Genomic DNA, 22,591 nt, shown 5'->3' on the forward strand with positions numbered 1-22,591 from the left:
CATGAAAGTAATGTTGACCCACTTTAGCCGTTGTTTTAACGAATCCGAATCTCACATTATCAGGGGTGTAAAAATGGAAACTACCAAGCCTTCTTTCCAGGACGTGCTGGAATTTGTTCGTCTGTTCCGTCGTAAAAACAAACTGCAACGTGAAATCCAGGACGTTGAGAAAAAGATCCGTGACAACCAGAAACGTGTTCTGCTGCTGGACAACCTGAGCGACTACATCAAGCCTGGAATGAGCGTGGAAGCGATTCAGGGCATTATCGCCAGCATGAAAAGCGATTATGAAGATCGTGTTGATGATTACATCATCAAAAACGCTGAGATCTCTAAAGAGCGCCGCGACATCTCTAAAAAGCTGAAAGCGATGGGCGAAGTGAAGAACGCCGAAGCGAAAGCCGAGTAACGATTTTATGCTTGTCCGGGTCGCTGCTTAGCGGCGGCCCTTATTGCAGTTTGACCCCGCCAGTTACCATCCGCAATAAATGCTGTTCCGGCCAGTGCTCCGTCAATTTTTTCTGCGTCAGCATCCATTTAATGTAATCCACATCATGACGCTTTCTGTCGAGCATCAGACCGACTACGCTGCCGCTGTGCGCGACGTTGACACCGTATAAATCACATTCTTCAACCAGCGCTAAAAGTGAATCAAAATTTGGTTTAGGTAACAGCAACTGGCTGGCGATCGCGCTCAGCGTGGCGGCTTCGCCCATCCGATAAGGATTTTGACTGACACAGGCTTCCTGTACCTTTTCCCATGCGCGTTTCAGCGCTGGAGCGCCGGCCAGTAACCCTGACTGACGTGGAGTACGGTGATAATCAGCAGTTAGTAAGGTTTCCGGGCTTTCAAGAACCAGCAGATCGAGTTGAGGCTGGGCTTCACAGGCAATTTGCGTGGAGGCGTCGTTATGATCGAACAGCGTAAGCTGGCGGAAAACGGTGCTGTCGGTAGGTTCCAGCGAAACGCAAAGCTGCGCCAGAGCGGATTCGTCTAGCTGATGCCCCAGATACTGCGCCGTGGCGATTGCCGTGGCGGCGATATCCGCTGTGCTACTGGCCATCCCTTTAGCGACAGGAATGGTTGACTGGACATCTATTCGGATATCCTGACTCATTTGTGCCGGGTATTGCCAGTGCCGCAATAATCTCTCAACCATCGCCCGCGAAAGTGGGCGTTCATCTGTCAGCGGTGAACCTGAAGTGACCTCAACGGTGCTATACCATTCAACCGGGCAGGAGACCAATTTCTCACTGCCCAGAATCCAGCCCTGGATAAGTTCTCCGCACGATGCGGGACATTGCGCAACAGCCACGTCTTCACCTATGTGATCAGCAATCTTCGGCGCATAGTGTCATGGCGATCGCGCTATTGCCATGATTTGCCGCAATTTGCGGTGCGGCAGTATTATGCAGGAATGCCCAATGTCACAGTTTCAGATATCGCTAAACGCATAACGTCTTGCGCAATCATCAGCTCTTCATTGGTATTAATCACTGCTACTTTGACCATCGCATTTTCCGTCTGAATGAAGGTGGCATTACGCTGATTTTTTTCCTCATCAACGGCCAGCCCCAGGAAATTCAGGTTACGACAAATCGCAGCGCGTGCCCGTGCGGAGTTTTCGCCAATGCCACCGGTAAATACCAGGGCATCCAGACCGCCCATCTGCATAATATAGCTACCAATGGTGGCACGAATGCGCTCAGCAAAAAGCGTCAACGCCAGCGCAGCCTGGTGATTGCCCATATCTGCGGCATGTTCAACGTCACGGTAGTCAGGTGAGATGCCAGAAACACCGAGCAATCCGGACTCATTGTTGAGCAATTGGTTGAGCTGCTGCGGAGTTTTGCCTTCTCGCAGGGCAATCCACGGTAAAATGGACGGATCGATATCGCCACTTCGCGTGCCCATCATCACGCCAGACTGCGGCGTAAAGCCCATTGACGTATTTACCGATTGTCCGCCTTTGATGGCGCAGATGCTGCTGCCGTTGCCCAGATGACAACAAACAACGCGCAGGGCGCTGAGTGGTACACCCAGTTTTTCAGCAAGCTGCGAGCTAACGTATTTGTGGCTGGTACCATGAAAACCATAACGACGAATGCCCAACTCCGCATAGTAACGCCAGGGCAGGGGATAGATAAAAGAAGGCTCATCAAGCGTTTGATGAAACGCCGTGTCGAACACCGCAACCGCTGGCGTTTTGGGCAATAGCTGGCGGAATACTGCGATCCCCAACGCATTTACCGGGTTATGCAGAGGTGCCAGTTCCGCGAGGCGCTCGATTTCTGCCAGCGTTTCATCAGTTACCAGCGCGGAGTCTTTAAAGGATTCTCCGCCGTGCGCGACGCGATGTCCCACGCCGTCAATCTCTTCCAGGCTGCTGATAATGTGGTGGTTGAGCAGTTTTTCCAGGAGCAACGTTACGGCTTCACGGTGATCGGCTACGGGCAAAGTTTCCTGCCATTTATGCGCTGGCGTTTTTAGGGTGACCTGTGCATCAGACAAACCGATACGTTCAATCAACCCCTGGCAGATCATTTCACCCTGCGGCATCGCCAGTAATTGAAACTTAAGCGAGGAACTACCTGCATTAATGGCCATTATTTTGTGAGACATGAAGGTTCCTTTGCATTCAGAAAAATGAACATCTCATCGACCCCGGTATTCTCCAGCGCGCTGGTGATAAATACTTTTTGCGCACCAGCCTGAACTAACCAACTCTCCACAAGAGAAATACGCTGCGGGTTGGCTAAATCGGCTTTAGTAACGAGGCCAATAACGGGTCGGTTCATTGGTCCAGTAAACCCGGGAGAAAATGGTGACCACGGCGCGTCAGCATTGAGTACCAGCGCGATAATGTCTGCTTCACAGGCGCTGACCAGCAGCGCACTGTACAGGCAGCGGTTCTCAAGATATTCACCTGGCGTGTCTATTGTCGTAGGAGACCAGACTATGGCCTGGGTCTTCTGATAGTGAAGCGCTTCTCCCCGCATGCACTGCGTGAGCGACGTTTTACCGCACTGGCTGGGGCCAATTAGCATGATACGTTTCATGAGATTACGTCCGGGTGATGGGACACGCGGTAAAACGCATCATTTCGCCCAGCGTTCGGGTTACCTGTTTCAGCGCGTACTCAACGGCGGAAACATCTCCCGTCAGTACCACCGCGCCGGTAAACCGGTCGAGAAAACCAATCTCTACCGCCCCTGATTTCGTGGCGATATCACAGGCGATGATTGAGGCTTCGCTGGGGGTAATAGTCAGAATACCGATTGCGGAAACCGAATCTGGTAATCCCAGCTTCTTGAATAAATCCTTACCTGGATTAGCGATAAGATGCGCCAGCGTGACCTGTTTGCCAGGTACATATTCCTGAATCATTCGATCCGTGGTGGGTTGTCTTTCCATCATCCCTCCACCATCTGTCGCCACATGCTTTCATGCGGGCGAGGTATGACCGAGCGGTAAACCAGCAGGCCTTTTTCACCCGCACTTTCACTGGCAACTGTCACCGCGTTATTCACATCTGACACATCGCCGGCAACGACCATGTAGCACTTGCCGCCAATACCAAATGCCATATGGACGCGTACCAGCGTGACGTTGGAGGCTTTAACCGCCCGGTCGGCGGCGCAGATGCAGGCAGCAACGCTCCATGTTTCGACAATACCCACTGCCTGACGCTTATCCACGCTGTTTAGTCCGCTGATTGCGGGGAGTACGCTGGCATGGATGTTGGGGAGAACCAGACTGTCAACGAGCATATCGCCAGCAAGAGATGTTCCAGTGGCAATCGCCTGTTGTACGGCACCTACGTCACCACCGAGCATGAGTAGAAATTTTCCCGGGCAGATGGTCTTGCTGACCAGTAAATTCACATTCGCGCTTTTTAACATGGCATCGCCAGCTTCCATTCCTTTGGCAATGCTGGTGAGTTCTAAAATTCCTATAGCCTGAGACATGATTAACCTCTAATTACCGTGATGGATTGCTCAGTGATTTCGCTGACAATACCGTCAATACTGGCGTGAACAGGCGCACCTAATGCACCGGACGGCACATCGGCAACGCATTGACCGCGAATAACGCGTTCGCCTTGTTCTACACATGGGATGGTGCTGGCACCTATATGCTGGCGTAACAACAGCGTCGTTTTATCTGTGGAATAATCAGTCTCAGCCAGAGGCGCATCGTGATACCAGTCGCTAAGACCCAGTTTGGTAATAAGGCGTTTAACTGGGATCAGCCGGTACTTCGCCATTTCATCCTCAGGATTTAGCGGCCCTTCATAACGATGGTTGAGTGCCCGCAGCTCGCGTTTGAGCATGCGGTTGATGCGCATCGGTGAAATCCCAACCGGACAGGCTACGCTTTCACACACATTGCATTCTGAACAGGTCAGGGCCGTGAGCAGCAGCTGCGGTGTGGCCGCCTGCTGATAATTAACCGCACGAACCAACAGGTGTGGGGATAATTCATGGCCGATCAAATGCCTTGGGCACAAATCCGTACACAAACGGCACTGCTCGCAAACGGTTTTTGCTACAGAAAGCACGGTGCGTTCATCCTGCATCCGCCGCTGAATCAACGCATGAGACTTAGGCAAAACCAGCAGGCCCCCGGTGGTCTTGCTTACGGGGGTATCCAGTGAAGTAATCAGGCCGCCCATCATCGGACCACCGTTAATAAAACCGGGATCGTCAACGGTTTCCCCCCCGGCCAGTGCCAGAACGTCACGTAAAGACATTCCGATAGGGACCGTGAGTGTGATAGGACTGGCGACTGCGCCGTTAACGGTCAGGGTACGACGCGTAACGGGGTACTGCTGCTCAACTGCTCTGGCGATGTTGAGCACAGTCTGGACGTTATTGACCACCACACCGACGCTGACCGGCAGCGCGGCAGGCGGAACTCTCCGCCCTGTTGCCATCCAAATGGTCAGAACCTCGTCACCTGCCGGGTAGACATCAGGCAAAATGTGTAAGCGGATCCCGGCTGGCAGAATAGGCGTTAATGCTTTGATAGCCTTTTGGTATTTCTCTTTGAGCGCAATAATACCGGCACTGGCTCCGGTCGCCGTCATGGCATATTGAACACCGCGGATAAGTCGCTCAGCCTGGACGGCCATCAACTGCTGGTCAACTTTCAGCATTGGCTCACATTCAGCCGCATTGACCAGAAATGTATCGACCTGCGCCTGTAATTTTACGTGAGCAGGAAAGCCTGCGCCTCCGGCTCCGACAACACCCGCTGCGCGAACGCGTTCGCGAATGGTCTGCGCATCATAAAGCGGGGACTCTGCCGTCATGGCTGTTTTCATAATAATTCCTCAAGCAGTTCCTGCATGGCTCTGGCGTCGGCAACACGAGGATTGGTTTGCAGTGTGACGTCAGCCAGCGCGGCCTGAACCATCGACGGGATACGTTGTGACCAGGCTTGCTTTCCGTCTTTAAGCGCGTCAACAAAAGAAGGTAACGCACACTGTTTTTTGAGTAGCTCGATATGATGGATGAGCGCATTCAATGCCGCTGTATCGTTCGCGTTATCCGGGCATAGGTGGCAGGCTTTAGCAAAACGGGCATAGCGCTTCGCAGCCCGCGGATCGCGGGCATTAAAAGGAATGACATGGGTCAGCAGCAGCGCATTGGCAAGTCCATGCGGCAGATGAAACTGACCGCCCAACTGATGGGCAATCGCATGATTGATCCCCAGACCAGCCTGACTAAATGCCATTCCCGCGAGCGTTGAAGCATTGTGCATTTTCCCCCTGGTTGCCAGACAGTCGCCTTTGCTGACAGCGACAGGCAGATACTGGAAGACGATTTGAGCCGCTTTTTCAGCCAGTGCGTCTGTGAAGTCGCTGGCCTTCGTGGACACGTAAGCCTCCAGCGCATGCGTTAACACGTCCATGCCGGTATTCGCGGTGATGGCTGGCGGTACGCTGACGACCAACGTTGGATCAAGGATGGCCATATCCGGATAAAGCGCATTATTAAACAATGGATATTTAATGCCTTTATCCGGATCGCTAATCACGCAGGCGCTGGTTACCTCGGAGCCTGTGCCGCTGGTGGTGGGAATTGCGACACAGGTTTCAATTTCAATACCGAACTGTCTGCTGAACCAGACGATGGCTTTTGCGGCGTCCAGTGCTGAGCCGCCACCAAAACCCATCACGACGTCTGGTCGCAGGGACTGCATTTGTGCAATCCCTTGTACTACCGTGCCGATGGTGGGATCGGGGGTGATATCGCTGAAAATGCTGATGCGGTTATCCGCTGGCAGAGCGTTGCGCAGCTTTTCAATCAGGGGTGAACGCGCGAGAAAACCATCGCAAATAATCCAGATATGCTTATTCGTGAAGCGCTTGAGCACATCCAGACTTCCCTGGCCGCTGTACAATCGAGTTTGCAGTGAAAAGCTATTCATAACGGCCCCATTAACGAATAGAAAAACCGTTTGTCAGCACGCAACGACGAGAGCGTGCGAAAGTGCGCGCAGATGTTGTTCCTTCACCGGTTGGCGTCGCAATAGTGAAGGTTGTAAAGCCTTCACCACCAACGCCAATCCCGGCGTAAGAGGGGCCATTTTTCACAAAGATGGAGGTCTGAAGCGTGCGCGCGGCAAGGTTCAAACGTGACACATTTTGCGAATGCATAATGGCGGTGTGATGCAATCCCTCTTCAACTTTCAGGGCCAACGTTAATGCACTGTCAAAATCGCTCACCGTTACGACGGGGAGCATTGGCATCAGTTGCTCGCTGGTAACCCACGGGTCGTCAGCCTTGACGATGCCTATCAGTAATCGAGGCGCTTTTGCCGGAACCCGTATTCCTGCTGCTTCCAGTAAGGTTGCCGGGCTTTTACCCACCAGTTTTTTATTGGCTACGCCTTCTGGTAGACAGACAGCACGCAGTTTGTCTACCTCTTCGCTATTGAGAAGCATCGCACCAAAAGACTGCATCTGTTGAACCAGTCGTTCGGCAACGGCATCAACAACAATCAGGCTCTTCTCAGCAATGCAGGGGAGGTTGTAATCAAAGGATGCGCCATTGATGATATCTTCCGCCGCCTTAACCAGGTCGGCCGTTTCATCAACAATGCAGGGTGGATTTCCTGCGCCTGCGCCGATGACTTTTTTCCCGCTTTTCATGCCCATAGCAACAATGCCTGGGCCACCGGTAATCGCCAGAACTGCGATTTTAGGGTGTGCCATCATCTGCTGGGTAGCCTCAAAAGTGGGTTCTGTGACCGTGACGACAAGATTACGAATTCCGCAGCAACGGAAAGCAATATCTTCAATCATGGCAATCAGCTTGAGTGAAACCGTTTTAGCACCTGGATGTGGACTGAAATAAACGCTATTCCCTGCCGCCAGCATGCTGATGCTGTTGTTAATAATGGTCTCTGTCGGGTTAGTGCTGGGGGCGACAGAACCAATCACGCCAAACGGTGAATACTCGAATAACACCATGCCGCCATCGCCGGTTAACGCCGTAGTGGTGAGATCTTCGATACCCGGAGTGTTGTCCAGCGCGGCTTTATTTTTAAGGAACTTATCCTCTTTGTTGCCCATACCCGTTTCGGCAGCGCTTTCAGCGGCCAGTGAAGCAAGATGAGGCGTCAGTTCTTCGCGCAGGGCGTTTATGATGGCGCTGCGGGTTTTTAATGGACATTGCTGGTAACGCAGAAAAGCCTGATGCGCGGCATCGATCGCTTCGCCAACGGACGGAAAAATACCGTTACCCTTAACTTCTGCTTTTGCCGGGGCGAGTTGCTCACTCAAAATATTACGAATAAGGGTTTCAAGTTCTGAAGTATTCATTGATGTGTTCTCACGTTAATCGCCGCAATGGCCGTTTCTGCAATGTCCATATCCTGTTCAACGCTTCCTCCGCTGATGCCAAGACCCCCGAGGAGTAAACCCTCACGCCATAATGCGTACCCGCCACCAAAGGTGACGACTTTTCCCTGCATATGGCTTTCCAGACCGTAAAGCGCGGCGCCTGGTTGTACTGCCGATGTCAGCTCATGCGTGGCGGTTTTCATCGCCACGGCAGTCCAGGCTTTTTTCGGTGCCAGTTCGCTACTCACGAGTAATGCGTCAGGCATGCGCCAGGCCACCGTTTGGGTCCCGTTCGCATCAACAATGCTAATGACGACCGGAACCTGAAGTTCTTCTGCTCTCGTCACCGCAGCGCGAGTGAGTTGGTGGAGCTCCTGAAAAGACATAGACATAGTCGGCTCCTTTGTGGCTGGTGCTTGAACGGCAGCGAGATAGCGCTCAGCCACTTTCTGAATGATGTCGTTTTGATGGGCGTCATGATCTTCTGCTCGTGCAAGCGCATATAAGCAGTCGGACAGGCGGTTGATATAACGCATCAGCACGTGTCTGACGGAGATCCCGGTGGAGAGCTCGACCAGTCGTCTCTCTGCGCGGCGTGCCAGCGTACGGGCAAAGTGCAGTCGGCTGGCGGCTTCGCTGCGGCCAGGTAAAATAAAGCTGCGTAGGGGAGGCACTCTACCCATTGCGGTATCGATGGCGGCTTCCAGTGCCGCAATTTCTTCCGAGCTGATGTAGCGCTGCTCTGGCGTTGGTTCTTCGCTTTCGCTTGCCAGTTCGGCGCTGAACCAAAAAAGCTGCAGCTGGATATTTTCAAGTAACTGCCGGTGCTGCGGGTTTTTCGCCGCGCAAACACACAGACTTAGCGCCGCATTCAGTTCGTCCAGCGTACCGTAGGCCTCCACGCGCGGATGCGTTTTGCTCACGCGCTGTCCGGTAAAGAGAGCTGTTGTTCCGGCATCACCAGTTCGGGTATAAATCGCCATAGTTCCTCCTAACGAGAAAGCGTGTCGACAATGCCGACGATAGCCAGATCGATGGCCTCATTAGGGCCAGAAAAAACGTGTCTGGCGCTGGAACCGCTGCTGAGTAATACCAGTTCGCCAGTCCCCGCGCCGACAGAATCAACAGCGACTTCATCTCCACTCACAGGGGATGCAGGAAGCTCTCCGTCAGCACTTACCCGACGTACCAGCAACAGTTTTTTTCCCACCAGTGATGGGGATTTTTGCGTGGAAACCACAACGCCTGTAACCCGGGCCAGATGCATAGCTCACTCCTGCTTAATTAGTTGGACATTTCGCAGACTGACGGCTTCCTGAGCCAGAGCCGTCACAACACATCGACGGCGTAGCACCAGTACGCCATCCCTTAATTGGGCGACGTCGGCATAGCTGAGAAGCTTCTCAGGATGCAAAAAGATGATTCGTCCCCGTTCGTCACTGAACTCCAGCGGCAGACGCGCGAGTTTTTTCACGGGGATTGCGGGTAACAATCGGTGTTGTAGCGAAATTTTCACGCGGACTCCGCATGCCAGCGCGTCGTGAATCGTTACCACCGACATGTTGGCTGGGCAGCCTTCGGCAATTTGCTCCAGTAAAAGCAGGTCCACTTGCTGGAGATGGAGCGACGAATACTGGCAGCATACTGTCCGTGAATCGATTTCCCGTAACTGCGCGACGCTAAGAGTGAGCGTGCTTTCCGCGCGTTTTTTTAATCGGGAAACAACCTCCTCGATAATGCGTTGCAGCAGTTCGTTGTTCATCGTGAAATCACCAGTGTGGCGAATGCCTGGGGATTATCAGCGCCTGCAGCATTGGCTTCGTCTGTATCGATATGCATTTCGAGGCGCATGTCCGGCGAAACGCGTACGGCGACGTTATCGAAAATCAGTCGACGTTCATCGCCATTAATGGCGACCGAGACTTTATCGCCATGGGATACCCGCAGAATCAGAGCATCGAGCGGCGACATATGGATATGCCGTTGGGCGACGATCACTCCGGATGTTAGGTCCAGCTCAGCAAATGGGCTGACGAGGCGAACGCCAGGCGTGCCCTCGATATTGCCCGACATCCGCAGTGGGGCAGCAATTCCCAGCGTGCGGGCGTCGGTACGAGAAATTTCAACCTGGCTGGTACTGCGCAGCGGGCCGAGTAAACGCACATTTTTTAACTGACCTTTTGGCCCCACCAGCGTGACGGTTTGCTCTGCTGCATATTGTCCGGGCTGCAACAGCTCTTTTTTTTCACTAATGGGGTGATTGGGAAACAAGCGGCCGTAATCTTCAGCGCACAGATGAATATGACGGTTAGAGATCCCCAGCGGAATAGGGCGCTCGCGCATTTCATCCAGAACCTTAGCGACAGTGGTCTCCAGTTGCTGTTTATCCATTACGCTTCACCTCGTTTTCCAGAGTGAAGACAAAGCGTGCGCGGCTCGCCTTTTTGGCGAGGGCAGGCAGGATCAAGACACAAATTACAGCTAATCAACTCTGCATCTTGCGGTGCTTCGGGTACATCATGGTCTACAAATATCTCTTCATGCGGTACGGCTGGTATGGGGTCGGCTGTTGGCTCAGGCTCCAGGACAACGCTATGCGACAGGATCCCGTCCCCGGGTCTGGAAATGACTTTGTGAGCCACCAGCCCATCTCGCTGGTCAGCGAAACTGACACCGGTGGAAATGGCCGCCTGGACGGAGGCCACATCCCCGATTATCTTGATCACCGTCCAGCCTGAGCCGTTGGTTTTTTCGAGGCCCACCAGCGTGATGGAGGCGGCTTTCGCCATGACGTCCGCGCAACTGATGGCTAATGCCAGACCACTAACTTCAAGTAATCCCAGTGATTGCTTCACGCTGTGCTCCTTGGTTTTAACGGCTTAGGCGGATTTAGGTAAAATGGCTTCAACGTCGCTGTGCGGACGCGGGATAACGTGACAGGATTTCACCTCACCAACGGCGCTTGCCGCTGCGCTTCCAGCATCTACGGCTGCTTTCACCGCGCCGACATCACCGCGAACCATAACGGTGATAAGGCCAGATCCGATTTTTTCGTAACCAACCAACTGCACGTTTGCGGATTTCACCATGGCATCAGCGGCTTCAATAGCGCCGACAAGCCCTTTTGTTTCAACCAGTCCCAGTGCGTTATTCATACTGCTTTTCTCCTGTGGGTTATGAGTGGCATTCCCGGAACGGAATGCCTTTAACCAGCCGCGCAGCGTTGTTACCAATGCTGCGGCGATCGTGGCTATTTTGTTGATACGTCAGCGTAAAAAGCGGTGCTGATGTGGGTAAGTTTTTGTAGTGCACGACCAGTTTTTCGCGACTGCAGCCAATGCCAACCAGCAATGGTGACTGGCAGGCGGCCAGCCATGCGTTGTGGATAACGTCAGTTGAGTCACTCTCCTGAATCACAAAGGGGATCCCTTCTTCTTCAATACCCAGCAGCACGTCACTCCAGACGTCAGCGCAGCCAGCAGTGGTGAAGATCACAATGGCGGGCGTGGTGAGATTACTTTCCATGAGCGAACGCCTTGTACCAGGAGAGAATCAGCCCGGTCGCAACCGCATTGCGTGGACCTTCGGTGCCACGAATGTTGCCGCGCCCGGCAACCAGGCGATAATGTGCCAGCGCATCGGTGACCAGCTGTGGAACTTCGAAGTCCAGCGATGAGCCGCCAACCAGTACCACAAAGGGAATATCCCGAATGTTCCCGGTCGGACTCACCTGACGTAGCGCTCTGAGCGCGTTGGTAACGAAAACGCGTTCTTTCGCACTGCGGCGGATGGCCCGTACTTTCTCCAGCGCCAGTTCGCCTGGCAGTGGCACCAGTTCATCGGGTTTCACTACGCACACGCGCGCAAAAACCGTTGGTGGGAGAGGCGTAGGGAAGAACTGAACGCTGCCGTCTTCGTGGCGAAGGTGGAACAAGCTCTCAACTTTCGCCAACGGATACTTTTTAATCTCTTCCGCGAGATAACGGTCATCCAGACCCAGTTCACGGGCAATGATCATCGTGACCATATCGCCTGCGCCGGCCAGGTGCGTGGCAATAATTTCGCCCTTAGGATTGATGATAGAAGCGTCGGTTGAACCCGCGCCGAGGTCCAGAATAGCCAGTGGTCGCGTTGTGCCCGGAGTAGTTAAAGCCCCCAGAATGGCCGCTTCGGCTTCGGCCCCGCCAACCTGGACGTCAATGTTGAGCTTTTGCGTGATCTCCTGGGCAATCATCGCCATTTGCAGGCGGTCTGATTTCACCATGGAGGCTATGCCGACAGCCTGTTCCAGCGAGAACTCACCGGCAAGTCCACCCGTCACGCTGACGGGAACCGAGGTATCGACTGCCAGCAGATCCTGAATAAAAATTTCATGACTGGGTTTGTTGGTTAATTCAGCCATCGTCTGGCGCACATGCTCCAGCATGCCGCCAATATTGGTGCCAGCTTCTCCGGTAACGTTATCCAGTTTCGGGCATTCACCAACCGCTTTCATAATCGCTTCGGCGCCCGCTGCAACGTCGACCCGTACGGTACGCCCCTGAGACTGTAGCTCCAGATTTCCGGCAGGAATGGCTCGCGCTTTCACATCACCTGACGGCGTTTTCACCACTACGGCTGAACGGTTGCCGATCAGCGCCCGTGCCATCGGAACAATGTTTTTAGTTTCATCGGCATTGAGGCCAAAGACAGTTGCAATGCCGTAGGGGTTAGAAAGGGTTTCAATGACCTTTCCTGGTATAGCGACCTCAATGGCAGCCAACATCCCCAACGGGATACGGTCGATATGAAGGACTTCATCGACGATGGGCAGGGGATGAGTCAGACGATTACTGACCAACACACCATCGTCCTGCTGCAAAATAACGCCAGTTAACTGGTATCCGGCACGGACGGAGGCATTAATCATCGTAGCAACATCGGCGAAATCAAATGCCGATGACACCACCAGAATATAGGGCGTATCCGCCGGGCGACTGAGAAGGTCTTCCGGCGTAATAGTGACGCCCACGCCTAACCCGACACCGCCCGGTGTTTTAGGGTTATGGCCGATCATGGTGGATTCAGTGATGATGGTTTCGGTTATTGTTTCCATCGCCACGTCGCCAATGACCGGGGTGGCTTCGTTAATACGGATGAGCGAAATATCGCTGACATTGATACCGGCGTTTTTTGCCGCCAGCGTCAGGGCTTCCTGAATGCCAAACACATTACGTAATGTGCCCTTAATTCCGGTGGTTTCTGCCAGCGCGCTGCCGGTGATGCTCAGCACGCCAGACTCATCCAGAGTAGCCAGAGCGACTTCCGTTGATGAGTTGCCTATGTCAATGCCAGCTATATATCGCATGATCCTGTCCCTGAGTTAGTCGTCGCCTTTGAGTTTTTTACGCTCAACGTACAGCGCTGCCGCTTCACGAACGAAAGCTGCACAGATTTTTGCCTGATAACGATTTTCGAGATCGTCGGCGATAGCCATCAGCTCATCTTTTGTTGAGCGGTACGGGCGCAGCGCGTTGTAGATCTCAAGAATGCGATCGTCAGGAACAGCGGTTAGCTCGGCTGCGCGCTCGAAGTTCATCGCCAGCCTGTCACGTCCGGCATCTTTGGCGATTTCCGCCTGGAGGCGCAGTGTTTCAGGGGTGATGCGCATGTCCTGCGCGGTCACTTTGTTGCTCAGAACATTTTCAAGCGTGAAGTCGTCCAGCGTTTTGTTGGTCGCAGTTTTTACCCACTCAGGATGTTTATTCGCGAGAGGGTAATCCGTGACTTTCGCGGTATGTGCTGATGAACTCGCCGCGGGTGGAGTCGCGGACTCGCCTTGCAGGCTATTCATCCGGCTCAACACATCCCGAACCATCGATTCAATTGCGTCGGTATTCATGGAGGTATCCTTTATCAAAGCGCCACGCGCAGTTCCTGCGGGTTTTTGCCTGTCACAACGTATTTGGTCTCTTTAATGTGCAGAATGGCTGATTTCGCCTGGTACTTAGGACGTGCCATCTGGTCATTCAGAGTAGGTACCGGTTGCGGAGATTCACGCTTGGCATAACGCGCGGCGTTTTTACCGATCTGACGATAGGTTTCCAGCGTCAGAAGCGGTGCCTGAGGGAACAGCTCCAGGTTTGAAAGCGGCGGTAACCCCTGCTGGTGGATAACCGTGGTGCCTTTTGACTGGATGCCGATAGAGATCCCGGAACCGCTCAGACGGTTACCCTCAACGGCAACAAACGCCACATCGGAGGATTTAAAGCAGCGGATAACGCGCGCTTTGATGCCTTCTTCTTCAATACCGGCAATCACTTCGCGCAAGATATTTTTATGCGGGATCCCTACGATATTGACGGTTTGCGAGAGCCCAAACGCCGGCCCTACGGCAATGATCACTTCATCCTGTTGCTGGCCTTGTTTGGCTTCACCAATCTCGGTCAGAAAGCTGTCGCCCTGTGCCGCAGCAGCCTGAGGTGCGCTTGCCGCTGTAGATGCGCGGAAAGAGACGGGTTTGTCGCTGGTCTGCATTTCAGACAACACATCTTCAATTATCTGGCGCAGTAGTTTTTCATTAATTTCCATTTTTCACCCCTTAGCCAAGCTCGTTGGGATCAAGTGCGCCAGGGATGTTTTTGATCTCTTCCCAGCGTTCGCCCTGCAGGCGATAACCTGTTGCCGGACCGGCATAGTCGTTAACATCATTGACAGCGGATAGCACCTGTCCGTCGCCAACGATAATGGCGGAGGTATGCAGGTAATCCCCGGTTAACTTGGCTTTCTGGATGTTGAGCATGTCCTGAGCGACATCGGTAAATCCGCCCTGAGCAAGGGCTTTCACTACTTCCAGGCCGTTACGGTTTTTATTGATGATCTCTTGCGCAAACTTGATGTCTTCAACGATGTTACGTTCCGGCATATCTTTCGAACCGTGGGCGTAAGTCGCAGCTTCCACTTCTTCATCAGTGATTGGCGGTAATCCCATCCCGGCAAAGACGGCCTGCAGCGCACGCGCCGCTTTGTTACGAATGGCGATAACGTCTTCTTCACGAACCGGGCGCAGACCACCGTCTACTTTCAGGTCGCGCTGGAGAACGTTGTAGTCGTCAAAATCTTCGGCATCCTCGTTCGAACCCGCAAACATGTTGTCGTAGTTCGGCACTGCGGAATAACCGGAAGAGATGAAGTCAGTACCCGGCAGGAACTGCATCAGCAGACGCGCAGTACGGCGCATATCCGAGTGGGTAAAGGTTTGGTCGTTGCTGGAGGCGCATTCCAGATCCAGAGAGGAACAAATCAGGTTTTCAGCCAGCACTGCACGAATGCCTGACGGCACGGCAGAAGGGACACCGATGCAGCTTACGGAACCGTTTTGCAGACCCTGTACGCCAGCAGCTTTGGTGATGTAAATACAACGGGCTTCCAGATAAAGCATCGATTTGCCTTCGGCGTAACCCATCTGAACTTCTGAGCCAGAGCCGGAGGTAAAGCGCATTTTCAGACCACGGGATGCGTAGGATGAGGCGAGGAAGCCTTTCGACCATGGCGTGTCATCGCCATCGGTAAAGACGGGTTCAGTACCATAGACGGAGATGGTTTCTGCGTAGCAGGTGTGGCCTAGCATGCCGAGTTTAAGTTCGGTTGCTTCTTCCAGCGAGCACTGGGTTAATACGCCCGGACGTCCAACCTGTGAGCCGACTAACAGCGCAATGGCGTTAAATGGCGCATAACGCGCAACGGCAACGGTCGTTTCCTGTTCGTCAAACCCGCGCCATGCGCCTTCAGCGGCATCAGCGGCTATCTGCACCGGGTTATCTTTGACGTTAGTGACGTGCGCTTGTTGAGATGGTGTACGACGAGCACGCATTTTCTGCATGGCCATCATCATCTCAACGACGTTCATATGGGACACCACTTCGACAATTTTTGCCGGCGTCATTGCGGTGGTCAGCGGCACAATGTCTTTGCGCTTCACGTTAGGATCGCAAAGCATATTAGCCAGTTTGACCGAATCCATCGCCATGACTTCTTCCGCGCGCGCCAGGTTAATGCCGTAGCGGGCGATGAAATGGTCGATTAAGTCAAATTCACTGGCGGATTTACCGTCCAGTTCAGTGACTGTACCGTTGACGATTTTAATCGACGGTTTGGGGTCGTTCGGGCTTTCCATCGCAATGAAGCCTTCTTCGATCCACTCCTTAACGAAACCATCCTGATTCACAGGGCGCTTCGCCAGTGCTTCAAATCTTTTCGATCTCATGAATCAGCCTCACTGATATCAGATGTAGGACGGACGATCGTTTTTCGGCTCTGAGCCGAGGGTCCCGAGAACGGTTTTACCGATTTCACGGGCGGAGATAACGGCCTGACGAACAGCGCCAGAGTCACCCGAAATAACCAGAATGGCTTCGTTACTGAAGCTGGTGCCATGGGCTGGGGAGCTGTAGGCAACAACTTCCACGTTGGCGGATTTCAGGGCAGTATCGGCCATCAGGACACCAACGGATGCTGGCGCGCCGACGATAACGCCACAGGCACGGCCAATCGGTGCGCCAAAGGCTTTTTCAAGTGCGTAGCTGGCGCGTGCGGTGTACTGCATTTCGATGTGACCGGCTTCGTTGGCATAAACATCGCCAAAGGTGCGATCCAGTTCTTTCAGTGCGACTTCAATGCCGCGTTTCACGTCGGAAACATCGTTGCCGCCAAGAATAATCAGCGAGCCATGACCTGCGCCGCCTTTGGTATCACGTGGTAACTCAATACTGACGACTTCAGTATTGGTGGCTTTTACCGCTTCATCCGCGGCCATGATGTGCGGGCCAGCGCCAGTACGGGCGCCAAGGATGCCAATGGAGCGATAACGTTTTTCAAGTTTCATCGCATCCAGTAGGGCGCTGTCTACGTTGGCGATTACCAGACCGACGGTATCGCCAATCGCGGTACCGACAAACTCCGTTAAACTGCAGCTTTTCTCTGCCATAGCCGTTTCTCGTGTTGGAGGATTATTTTCAGGGATAGCCTGCTGTTCCGGCGTTGCCACGCGAGCAATCACCTGCGCCATGATCTGTTCAACCAGCTCATTGCTGCTCATTAGCTAATTCCCTTCGGTAAGATTTTTTCTACATCGGTATGCGGGCGTGGGATGACGTGTACGGCTTTCACTTCTCCCACATTACGGGCTGCGGCGGCACCTGCATCTGTTGCTGCTTTGACTGCGCCGACATCGCCACGGACAATGACTGTTACCAGCCCCGAACCAATTTTTTCGTAGCCGACCAGCATTACATTGGCTGACTTCACCATTGCATCTGCGGCCTCTATGGCTGCAGTTAAGCCTTTGGTTTCTACCATTCCTAACGCTTCTTGTTGCATAAAGACCTCGCCTGGGTTGTCCCGATTTTCATGACTATAAAAAGAAGCGAGGAAAAAGAATGGCTGAGTTGAAAGTAAGAGTGAAAAAATAGTGGGGTTATGGTGAGATAAAATTGCTATAAATCATTATAACGCTTTGTTTTTGTTGATTGTTTTTGGTTTAAGTAATGTGACTATTTGGTTATGTTAATTCCATATTTACACTTTTCCGAGTGACAGTTTAAATATCATTTGCTATGCGAGAAAAATGAAATTGTGATGATCGTTTGAAAATAGAATTCTGCTGTTCGCAATATTTTATTATTTTGAAAATATACTTTTAATGGGGGAGAACCTCGTTTTATCGCCTGTTTTAATAAAGGTGATAGCAAGAATTTGCTATCACAACACGATTTTGAAGAGCATGTCGCTTGCAGATTGCCAACAATTTGCCGATACAGATTTTTATAGTAAGCCTTGAAGTAATCTTCCTGCCAGCAAGGAGTCCGCTGGTAAAGACACGAACTCTGCTTAGAAGGTGTCACAATGAACGATTCACTAAGAGCGCAATGTATTGCTGAATTTTTGGGTACCGGGCTATTTTTGTTTTTTGGTATTGGGTGCCTGAGCGCCCTGAAAGTCGCGGGTGCCAGTTTGGGATTGTGGGAGATCTGCATCATATGGGGCTTGGGGATCTCGCTTGCAGTTTACCTGACAGCCGGAATTTCTGGGGCCCATCTCAATCCCGCTATTACCATCGCACTTTGGTTGTTTGCCTGTTTTCCGGGGCGTAAAGTACTGCCTTATTCCGTCGCTCAGATAGCGGGTGCCTTTGGTGGCGCTATGCTGGCCTATTTGTTGTACGGCAGTTTATTTATTGAGTATGAATCAGCCCACCAAATGGTGCGCGGCAGTCTGGAAAGCCTGCAGCTTGCCAGCATTTTTAGCACGTATCCTGCCGCCGCACTGAGTGTCTGGCAGGCCGCACTGGTCGAAGTGGTGATTACCTCCATTCTGATGGGGATGATTATGGCGCTAACGGACGACGGTAACGGTGTTCCAAAAGGCCCGTTAGCACCATTGCTGATTGGTATCCTGGTTGCTGTTATCGGCGCATCCACCGGTCCACTTACCGGCTTTGCGATGAACCCGGCACGTGACTTTGGTCCTAAATTGTTTGCCTGGATGGCCGGGTGGGGTGATGTTGCGATGACCGGTGGGCGCGATATCCCTTACTTTATCGTGCCGATTGTGGCTCCTATCATTGGCGCCTGTGCGGGCGCAGCAATTTATCGTTATTTTATTGGCAAAAATTTACCGTGTAATTCGTGTAAGTTGGAGGAAAACGAGAGCTAGCTTCACGAAAGATGTTTATTATTGAAAGGTAAAAACTGTTTTCGTGATCCGGTTTCCTGAACGGCTTAAAAAGTCTCCCAAGAATGGGAGACTTTTGTTATGTTCAATGCTTACTTTCATCAGCGCACCGGATCGCGAGATGAAAATGAATGTGTGAATAATATGTTTTATTTATAACAATAAATTAACTGAGAGGTTTTATCATGATTTCTGCGAGTGCCCTGAACTCAGAACTCATTAATAAAATCGCACAGGATTTTGCACAGGCCACCAGTCTGGCTGTTGTGGTTGTCAATATTCACGGTGATGAAATTTCTGAGCTTTTTAATTTCACTCCTTTTTGCCAGTTGATGCGCCAGCATCCTCAGCATAGTACGCGTTGTCGTATGAGCGACCGCTGTGGAGGGTTGGAAGCCTCTAAATCCGATCAACCCTGCATTTACCGCTGTCATGCCGGGCTTACCGATTTCTCAATTCCGCTGGTCATCGCGGGACACCTGGTAGGGTTTGTGCTTTGTGGACAAGTACGCTTAAGTAATGATGTGGGCCTCGTTGATATTCTGAACGTCGATGACCGCTGGCAAGCCGATCCAGAACTGGTCAACGAGTTCCGTAATGTGCCTGAGATGGACTATTCTCGAGTCATTGCCTCAGCGGATTTACTCAAGCTCATCGTCGAAAATTGCCTTAAGAAACAACTCAATTTTGTTGTTATCAAAGATAATCCGCAGCAGTCAGAGCCGGTACGCGCTAACCGCAGTACCAACCCCCATGACAGTAAAATGAAAAAAGCCCTGCGCTACATTGATGCACATTTATCAGACGAGCTGCGTCTGGAAGATGTTGCCTCTCATGTTTTCCTTAGCCCTTACTATTTCAGCAAATTGTTCAAAAAATATCAGGGTATTGGTTTTAACGCATGGGTAAACCAGCAAAGAATGGCCAGTGCCAAAGAGTTGCTTTGTCACAGTGACTGGAGCATAGCCAGCATTGCGCGTAATTTAGGCTTTTCGCAAACAAGTTATTTTTGCAAAGTTTTCCGCCAGACCTATCAGGTTACGCCGCAGGCATTTCGTCAGCAAATAAATGTCATTTCACGCGATGAATCCGCTTAAATAGCAATATTTTGCTATTGCCGATTTTTGATATAGGGCGCTATGTCAGTCATTATAAAATGAAATTTAACAACAGCAGTCAATAAATTGTCATAGCGCAACAAAATAATGGTATTAGAGGGATAAACTGCACCAGTTTTTATTTTTGTGATGAGATACAGTGTCTGTGTGAATGACTTTCTTTATTCTTAGCTGATACTTTCATTCAAAAAGTGAACGTATGAATAAGTGGGTTAAGGCCAGAAAATTGGCTGCATGAACTCGGAAAGATATTAAATTGAATTATTGTCATGAGGTCGTGAATTTACCTCATAACAGAGAGCTTAATTAACCAGGCTCTTGAACTGACAGGTTTGCCACATTTGTGGTAGGGAAGGGGGTGAGAATCCCCCGCAGCCCCCGCTGCTGTGATGCTGACGACCCCGTATGGACCACTGATCGCAAGATTGGGAAGGACGGGTGAGGATGACGCTAAGCCAGAAGACCTGCCTGTCAGTGACTACCAACAACTTCGGTGGGAAGTGGGTGGTTCAGATGCATACAGTCGAGAGACTGGGTATCTCTACACCCCTACCACCCTGAACAGGATCAGGGTATGGCGGCCAATTTTCACGCATTTGTTCTTGCAGGTACCGGAAGCGGCTGTGGTAAAACCACGGTGACGCTGGGCTTGTTGAGCTTGTTGAAAAAACGCGGTTTACGCGTCCAGCCTTGCAAAGTGGGTCCTGATTACCTTGATACCGGCTGGCATACAGCGGTATGCGGTACCGCTTCCCGCAATCTTGATAGCTTCATGCTTCCCATCCCCACGCTGAACGCGCTATTCAACGAGCAGATGCAACATGCGGATATCGCCGTTATTGAAGGTGTGATGGGGCTGTATGACGGCTATGGTACCGACCCAAACTACTGCAGCACCGCCGCGATGGCTAAACAGTTAGGCTGCCCGGTCATCTTACTGGTTGATGGCAAAGCCGTTTCCACCTCAATCGCCGCAACGGTAATGGGTTTTCAGCATTTTGATCCCACCCTGAACATCGCCGGCGTTATTGTTAATCGGGTTAACAGCGAAACGCATTACCAGTTACTGAAAGTCGCAATCGAACGTTACTGCGATGTACCTGTCTTAGGTTACGTACCCCGTATGGATGGGGTTGCCCTTCCCGAACGACATCTGGGTTTAGTAACCGCACGTGAGTCGGTTATCAATCAGCAACCGTGGCAGGCTTTTGCCGCGACGCTGGAGCAAGCCCTTGATATTGACGCGCTGCTGACATTAAGCCAGTCAACCGTTCTTCCTGCTGGTGAATGGCCCGCGCTACCTGCCGCAGACGCCGGAGCAGGGCTAACGCTTGCAATTGCCGATGACGAAGCCTTCAACTTCTACTACCCGGACAACATTACGCTGCTGGAACGTACGGGGCTAAATATTGTTCGTTTTAGCCCGCTGCACGACACGTGCTTACCCGACTGTCAGATGATCTGGTTAGGTGGCGGATATCCTGAGCTACACGCTGCGGCGCTGGCTCGCAATGACTCAATGCTGAAGCAACTGCGAGCGGCACATCAACGTGGCGTCGCGATTTATGCAGAGTGCGGGGGGCTGATGTATCTCGGCAGTTCGCTTGAGGACAGCAATGGCGATACCTGGCTGATGGCGGATATCATTCCCGGCCACAGCAAAATGGGGAAACGTCTGACCCGATTTGGCTACTGTGAAGCGCAGGCCGCACAGCAAACATTGTTAGCAGCAGAAGGCGAAGTGCTTCGCGGACATGAATTCCACTATTCTGATTTTACCCCTGAAACACCAGCGGTGATGAACTGTCGCAAAGTGCGCGATGGTAAAACGCTGCAAGCCTGGTCCGGCGGCTGGCAGGTCGGAAACACCTTCGCCAGCTATCTACACGTTCATTTTGCTCAACGTCCGCAGATGCTTAACCACTGGCTGGCCGCTGCGAGGAGCGCGCTATGACGATCCTGGCGTGGTGTGTTGCCTGGCTGCTTGATTTTATCATCGGCGATCCGCAGAACTGGCCGCATCCGGTGCGCTGGATTGGCAATCTGATTTCTGCCGTGCAGCGAATTGTTCGGCGTTATTGCCATAGCGACCGTGCGCTGCGCATCGGCGGTGCGGTGATGTGGATTGTGGTGGTTGGTCTGACCTGGGCAGTGTCCTGGGGCGTGCTGGTACTGGCAGAATCTATTCATCCCTGGCTGGGCTGGGTGGTAGAGGTATGGATGATCTTTACCGTGCTGGCCGGGCGCTGCCTGGCAAACGCCGCGCAGGATGTCGAACGTCCGCTTCGGGCCGGTGACCTTGCTGAGAGTCGGGAAAAACTATCGTGGATTGTGGGGCGTGATACCTCACAACTGCAACCGCAGCAGATCAATTGCGCGGTGGTGGAAACCGTGGCTGAAAACACTGTAGACGGAATTATCGCGCCGCTGTTCTTTCTCCTTCTCGGCGGTGTGCCCTTGGCGATGGCCTACAAAGCGGTAAACACCCTTGACTCCATGGTGGGTTACAAACATGAAAAATACCGCGCTATTGGTATGGTCAGCGCGCGTCTGGACGATGTCGCGAACTTTATTCCTGCAAGACTGAGCTGGCTGCTGCTGGGCGTGGCGGCATTTTTATGCCGTAAAGACGGCTCGCGAGCTTTACAGATTGGCTGGCGCGATCGCTACAACCACAGCAGCCCAAACTGTGCATGGTCAGAGGCATCCGTAGCCGGAGCATTAGGCATTCGTCTGGGTGGTCCTAATGACTACTTTGGCGAGCGCGTTGAGAAACCGTGGATCGGTGATGCACAACGCGACATTTCGGTAGACGACATTTCCCATACGATTCGACTGATGTGGGTGGCATCGACGCTGGCACTGGCGCTGTTTATTGCGCTGCGGTGGCTGTGGGTCGGTGTAGCCTGA

Annotated in this window: 26 protein-coding genes and 1 riboswitch; of the genes, 5 read left to right on the plus strand and 21 right to left on the minus strand. The window is 52.4% G+C overall.

What is annotated here, in order from left to right:
* Window positions 1–73: 73 nt before the first annotated feature.
* A complete protein-coding gene (locus tag OGY83_RS24640) occupies window positions 74–409 on the plus strand; it encodes a DUF496 family protein (RefSeq protein WP_043016838.1) in 336 nt (111 codons plus the stop codon).
* A 40-nt stretch (window positions 410–449) separates the two neighbouring features.
* On the opposite strand, the gene OGY83_RS24645 is transcribed toward OGY83_RS24640, so the two are convergent.
* From OGY83_RS24645 to pduA, 21 genes are all read right to left on the minus strand, one after another.
* The gene (locus OGY83_RS24645; RefSeq protein ID WP_286637125.1) at window positions 450–1,316 is read right to left on the minus strand and encodes an L-threonine kinase; all 867 of its coding nucleotides are present in this window, start codon (window positions 1,314–1,316) and stop codon (window positions 450–452) included.
* Between the two features lie 92 nt (window positions 1,317–1,408).
* Window positions 1,409–2,623: an acetate/propionate family kinase gene (locus OGY83_RS24650; RefSeq protein WP_123267462.1), complete on the minus strand. Its 1,215-nt coding sequence runs from the start codon at window positions 2,621–2,623 to the stop codon at window positions 1,409–1,411.
* On the minus strand, window positions 2,608–3,060 hold the full coding sequence (gene pduV, locus OGY83_RS24655) for a propanediol utilization protein PduV (protein WP_079939828.1): 453 nt from the start codon (window positions 3,058–3,060) through the stop codon (window positions 2,608–2,610). Before pduV ends, OGY83_RS24650 begins: the two co-directional genes overlap by 16 nt.
* A 4-nt stretch (window positions 3,061–3,064) precedes the next feature.
* The gene (gene pduU, locus OGY83_RS24660) at window positions 3,065–3,415 is read right to left on the minus strand and encodes a propanediol utilization microcompartment protein PduU (RefSeq protein WP_003030198.1); all 351 of its coding nucleotides are present in this window, start codon (window positions 3,413–3,415) and stop codon (window positions 3,065–3,067) included.
* Window positions 3,415–3,969 (minus strand): propanediol utilization microcompartment protein PduT, encoded by a 555-nt coding sequence (gene pduT, locus OGY83_RS24665; protein ID WP_003030201.1) that lies wholly within the window; start codon window positions 3,967–3,969, stop codon window positions 3,415–3,417. Before pduT ends, pduU begins: the two co-directional genes overlap by 1 nt.
* Before the next feature lie 2 nt (window positions 3,970–3,971).
* Entirely contained in the window at window positions 3,972–5,327 is a 1,356-nt protein-coding gene (gene pduS / locus OGY83_RS24670; protein WP_286637126.1) for a cobalamin reductase PduS, read from the minus strand.
* Entirely contained in the window at window positions 5,324–6,436 is a 1,113-nt protein-coding gene (locus OGY83_RS24675) for a 1-propanol dehydrogenase PduQ (RefSeq protein ID WP_194210684.1), read from the minus strand. Before OGY83_RS24675 ends, pduS begins: the two co-directional genes overlap by 4 nt.
* Before the next feature lie 10 nt (window positions 6,437–6,446).
* Complete coding sequence (gene pduP / locus OGY83_RS24680) at window positions 6,447–7,832, minus strand: CoA-acylating propionaldehyde dehydrogenase PduP (RefSeq protein ID WP_191235147.1); 1,386 nt, start codon at window positions 7,830–7,832, stop codon at window positions 6,447–6,449.
* The gene (gene pduO / locus OGY83_RS24685) at window positions 7,829–8,836 is read right to left on the minus strand and encodes a two-domain cob(I)yrinic acid a,c-diamide adenosyltransferase PduO (protein WP_286637127.1); all 1,008 of its coding nucleotides are present in this window, start codon (window positions 8,834–8,836) and stop codon (window positions 7,829–7,831) included. Before pduO ends, pduP begins: the two co-directional genes overlap by 4 nt.
* Window positions 8,837–8,844: 8 nt before the next feature.
* Window positions 8,845–9,120, minus strand: coding sequence for a EutN/CcmL family microcompartment protein (locus tag OGY83_RS24690; RefSeq protein WP_003030211.1), 276 nt, complete (start codon window positions 9,118–9,120; stop codon window positions 8,845–8,847).
* A 3-nt stretch (window positions 9,121–9,123) separates the two neighbouring features.
* On the minus strand, window positions 9,124–9,615 hold the full coding sequence (pduM, locus tag OGY83_RS24695) for a microcompartment protein PduM (protein ID WP_079939833.1): 492 nt from the start codon (window positions 9,613–9,615) through the stop codon (window positions 9,124–9,126).
* Window positions 9,612–10,244 (minus strand): phosphate propanoyltransferase, encoded by a 633-nt coding sequence (locus tag OGY83_RS24700; protein ID WP_286637128.1) that lies wholly within the window; start codon window positions 10,242–10,244, stop codon window positions 9,612–9,614. The genes pduM and OGY83_RS24700 overlap by 4 nt, the downstream gene beginning before the upstream one ends.
* Window positions 10,244–10,708: a BMC domain-containing protein gene (locus tag OGY83_RS24705; RefSeq protein ID WP_191214349.1), complete on the minus strand. Its 465-nt coding sequence runs from the start codon at window positions 10,706–10,708 to the stop codon at window positions 10,244–10,246. The genes OGY83_RS24700 and OGY83_RS24705 overlap by 1 nt, the downstream gene beginning before the upstream one ends.
* A 24-nt stretch (window positions 10,709–10,732) precedes the next feature.
* Window positions 10,733–11,008 carry a propanediol utilization microcompartment protein PduJ gene (gene pduJ / locus OGY83_RS24710; protein ID WP_001057752.1) on the minus strand — a complete coding sequence of 92 codons (276 nt, stop codon included), beginning with the start codon at window positions 11,006–11,008 and terminating at the stop codon, window positions 10,733–10,735.
* 19 nt (window positions 11,009–11,027) lie between these two features.
* On the minus strand, window positions 11,028–11,378 hold the full coding sequence (locus OGY83_RS24715; RefSeq protein ID WP_286637129.1) for a glycerol dehydratase reactivase beta/small subunit family protein: 351 nt from the start codon (window positions 11,376–11,378) through the stop codon (window positions 11,028–11,030).
* Window positions 11,368–13,200 carry a diol dehydratase reactivase subunit alpha gene (locus OGY83_RS24720; protein ID WP_286637130.1) on the minus strand — a complete coding sequence of 611 codons (1,833 nt, stop codon included), beginning with the start codon at window positions 13,198–13,200 and terminating at the stop codon, window positions 11,368–11,370. Before OGY83_RS24720 ends, OGY83_RS24715 begins: the two co-directional genes overlap by 11 nt.
* Before the next feature lie 15 nt (window positions 13,201–13,215).
* Window positions 13,216–13,734, minus strand: coding sequence for a propanediol dehydratase small subunit PduE (gene pduE, locus OGY83_RS24725; protein WP_003030243.1), 519 nt, complete (start codon window positions 13,732–13,734; stop codon window positions 13,216–13,218).
* A 14-nt stretch (window positions 13,735–13,748) separates the two neighbouring features.
* Window positions 13,749–14,423 (minus strand): propanediol dehydratase medium subunit PduD, encoded by a 675-nt coding sequence (gene pduD / locus OGY83_RS24730; RefSeq protein WP_003844241.1) that lies wholly within the window; start codon window positions 14,421–14,423, stop codon window positions 13,749–13,751.
* Window positions 14,424–14,433: 10 nt separating this feature from the next.
* Entirely contained in the window at window positions 14,434–16,098 is a 1,665-nt protein-coding gene (gene pduC / locus OGY83_RS24735) for a propanediol dehydratase large subunit PduC (protein WP_003030249.1), read from the minus strand.
* Between the two features lie 18 nt (window positions 16,099–16,116).
* On the minus strand, window positions 16,117–16,929 hold the full coding sequence (gene pduB / locus OGY83_RS24740) for a propanediol utilization microcompartment protein PduB (RefSeq protein ID WP_003834129.1): 813 nt from the start codon (window positions 16,927–16,929) through the stop codon (window positions 16,117–16,119).
* A complete protein-coding gene (pduA, locus tag OGY83_RS24745; RefSeq protein ID WP_003030255.1) occupies window positions 16,929–17,210 on the minus strand; it encodes a propanediol utilization microcompartment protein PduA in 282 nt (93 codons plus the stop codon). The genes pduB and pduA overlap by 1 nt, the downstream gene beginning before the upstream one ends.
* Window positions 17,211–17,735: 525 nt before the next feature.
* Between pduA and pduF the strand changes: the two genes are divergently transcribed.
* From pduF to cbiB, 4 genes are all read left to right on the plus strand, one after another.
* Window positions 17,736–18,545: a propanediol diffusion facilitator PduF gene (pduF, locus tag OGY83_RS24750; protein ID WP_003030258.1), complete on the plus strand. Its 810-nt coding sequence runs from the start codon at window positions 17,736–17,738 to the stop codon at window positions 18,543–18,545.
* A gap of 203 nt (window positions 18,546–18,748) precedes the next feature.
* On the plus strand, window positions 18,749–19,660 hold the full coding sequence (gene pocR, locus OGY83_RS24755) for a transcriptional regulator PocR (protein ID WP_079939839.1): 912 nt from the start codon (window positions 18,749–18,751) through the stop codon (window positions 19,658–19,660).
* 332 nt (window positions 19,661–19,992) lie between these two features.
* Window positions 19,993–20,167, plus strand: a riboswitch (cobalamin riboswitch).
* Between the two features lie 88 nt (window positions 20,168–20,255).
* Window positions 20,256–21,635, plus strand: a complete 1,380-nt coding sequence (locus tag OGY83_RS24760; protein WP_286637131.1) for a cobyrinic acid a,c-diamide synthase CobB — start codon at window positions 20,256–20,258, stop codon at window positions 21,633–21,635.
* Window positions 21,632–22,591 carry an adenosylcobinamide-phosphate synthase CbiB gene (gene cbiB / locus OGY83_RS24765; RefSeq protein ID WP_286637132.1) on the plus strand — a complete coding sequence of 320 codons (960 nt, stop codon included), beginning with the start codon at window positions 21,632–21,634 and terminating at the stop codon, window positions 22,589–22,591. Before OGY83_RS24760 ends, cbiB begins: the two co-directional genes overlap by 4 nt.

The sequence above is a fragment of the Citrobacter sp. Cpo090 genome, from assembly GCF_030332665.1.
In the GTDB taxonomy this organism is placed as follows: Bacteria; Pseudomonadota; Gammaproteobacteria; order Enterobacterales; family Enterobacteriaceae; genus Citrobacter; species Citrobacter portucalensis.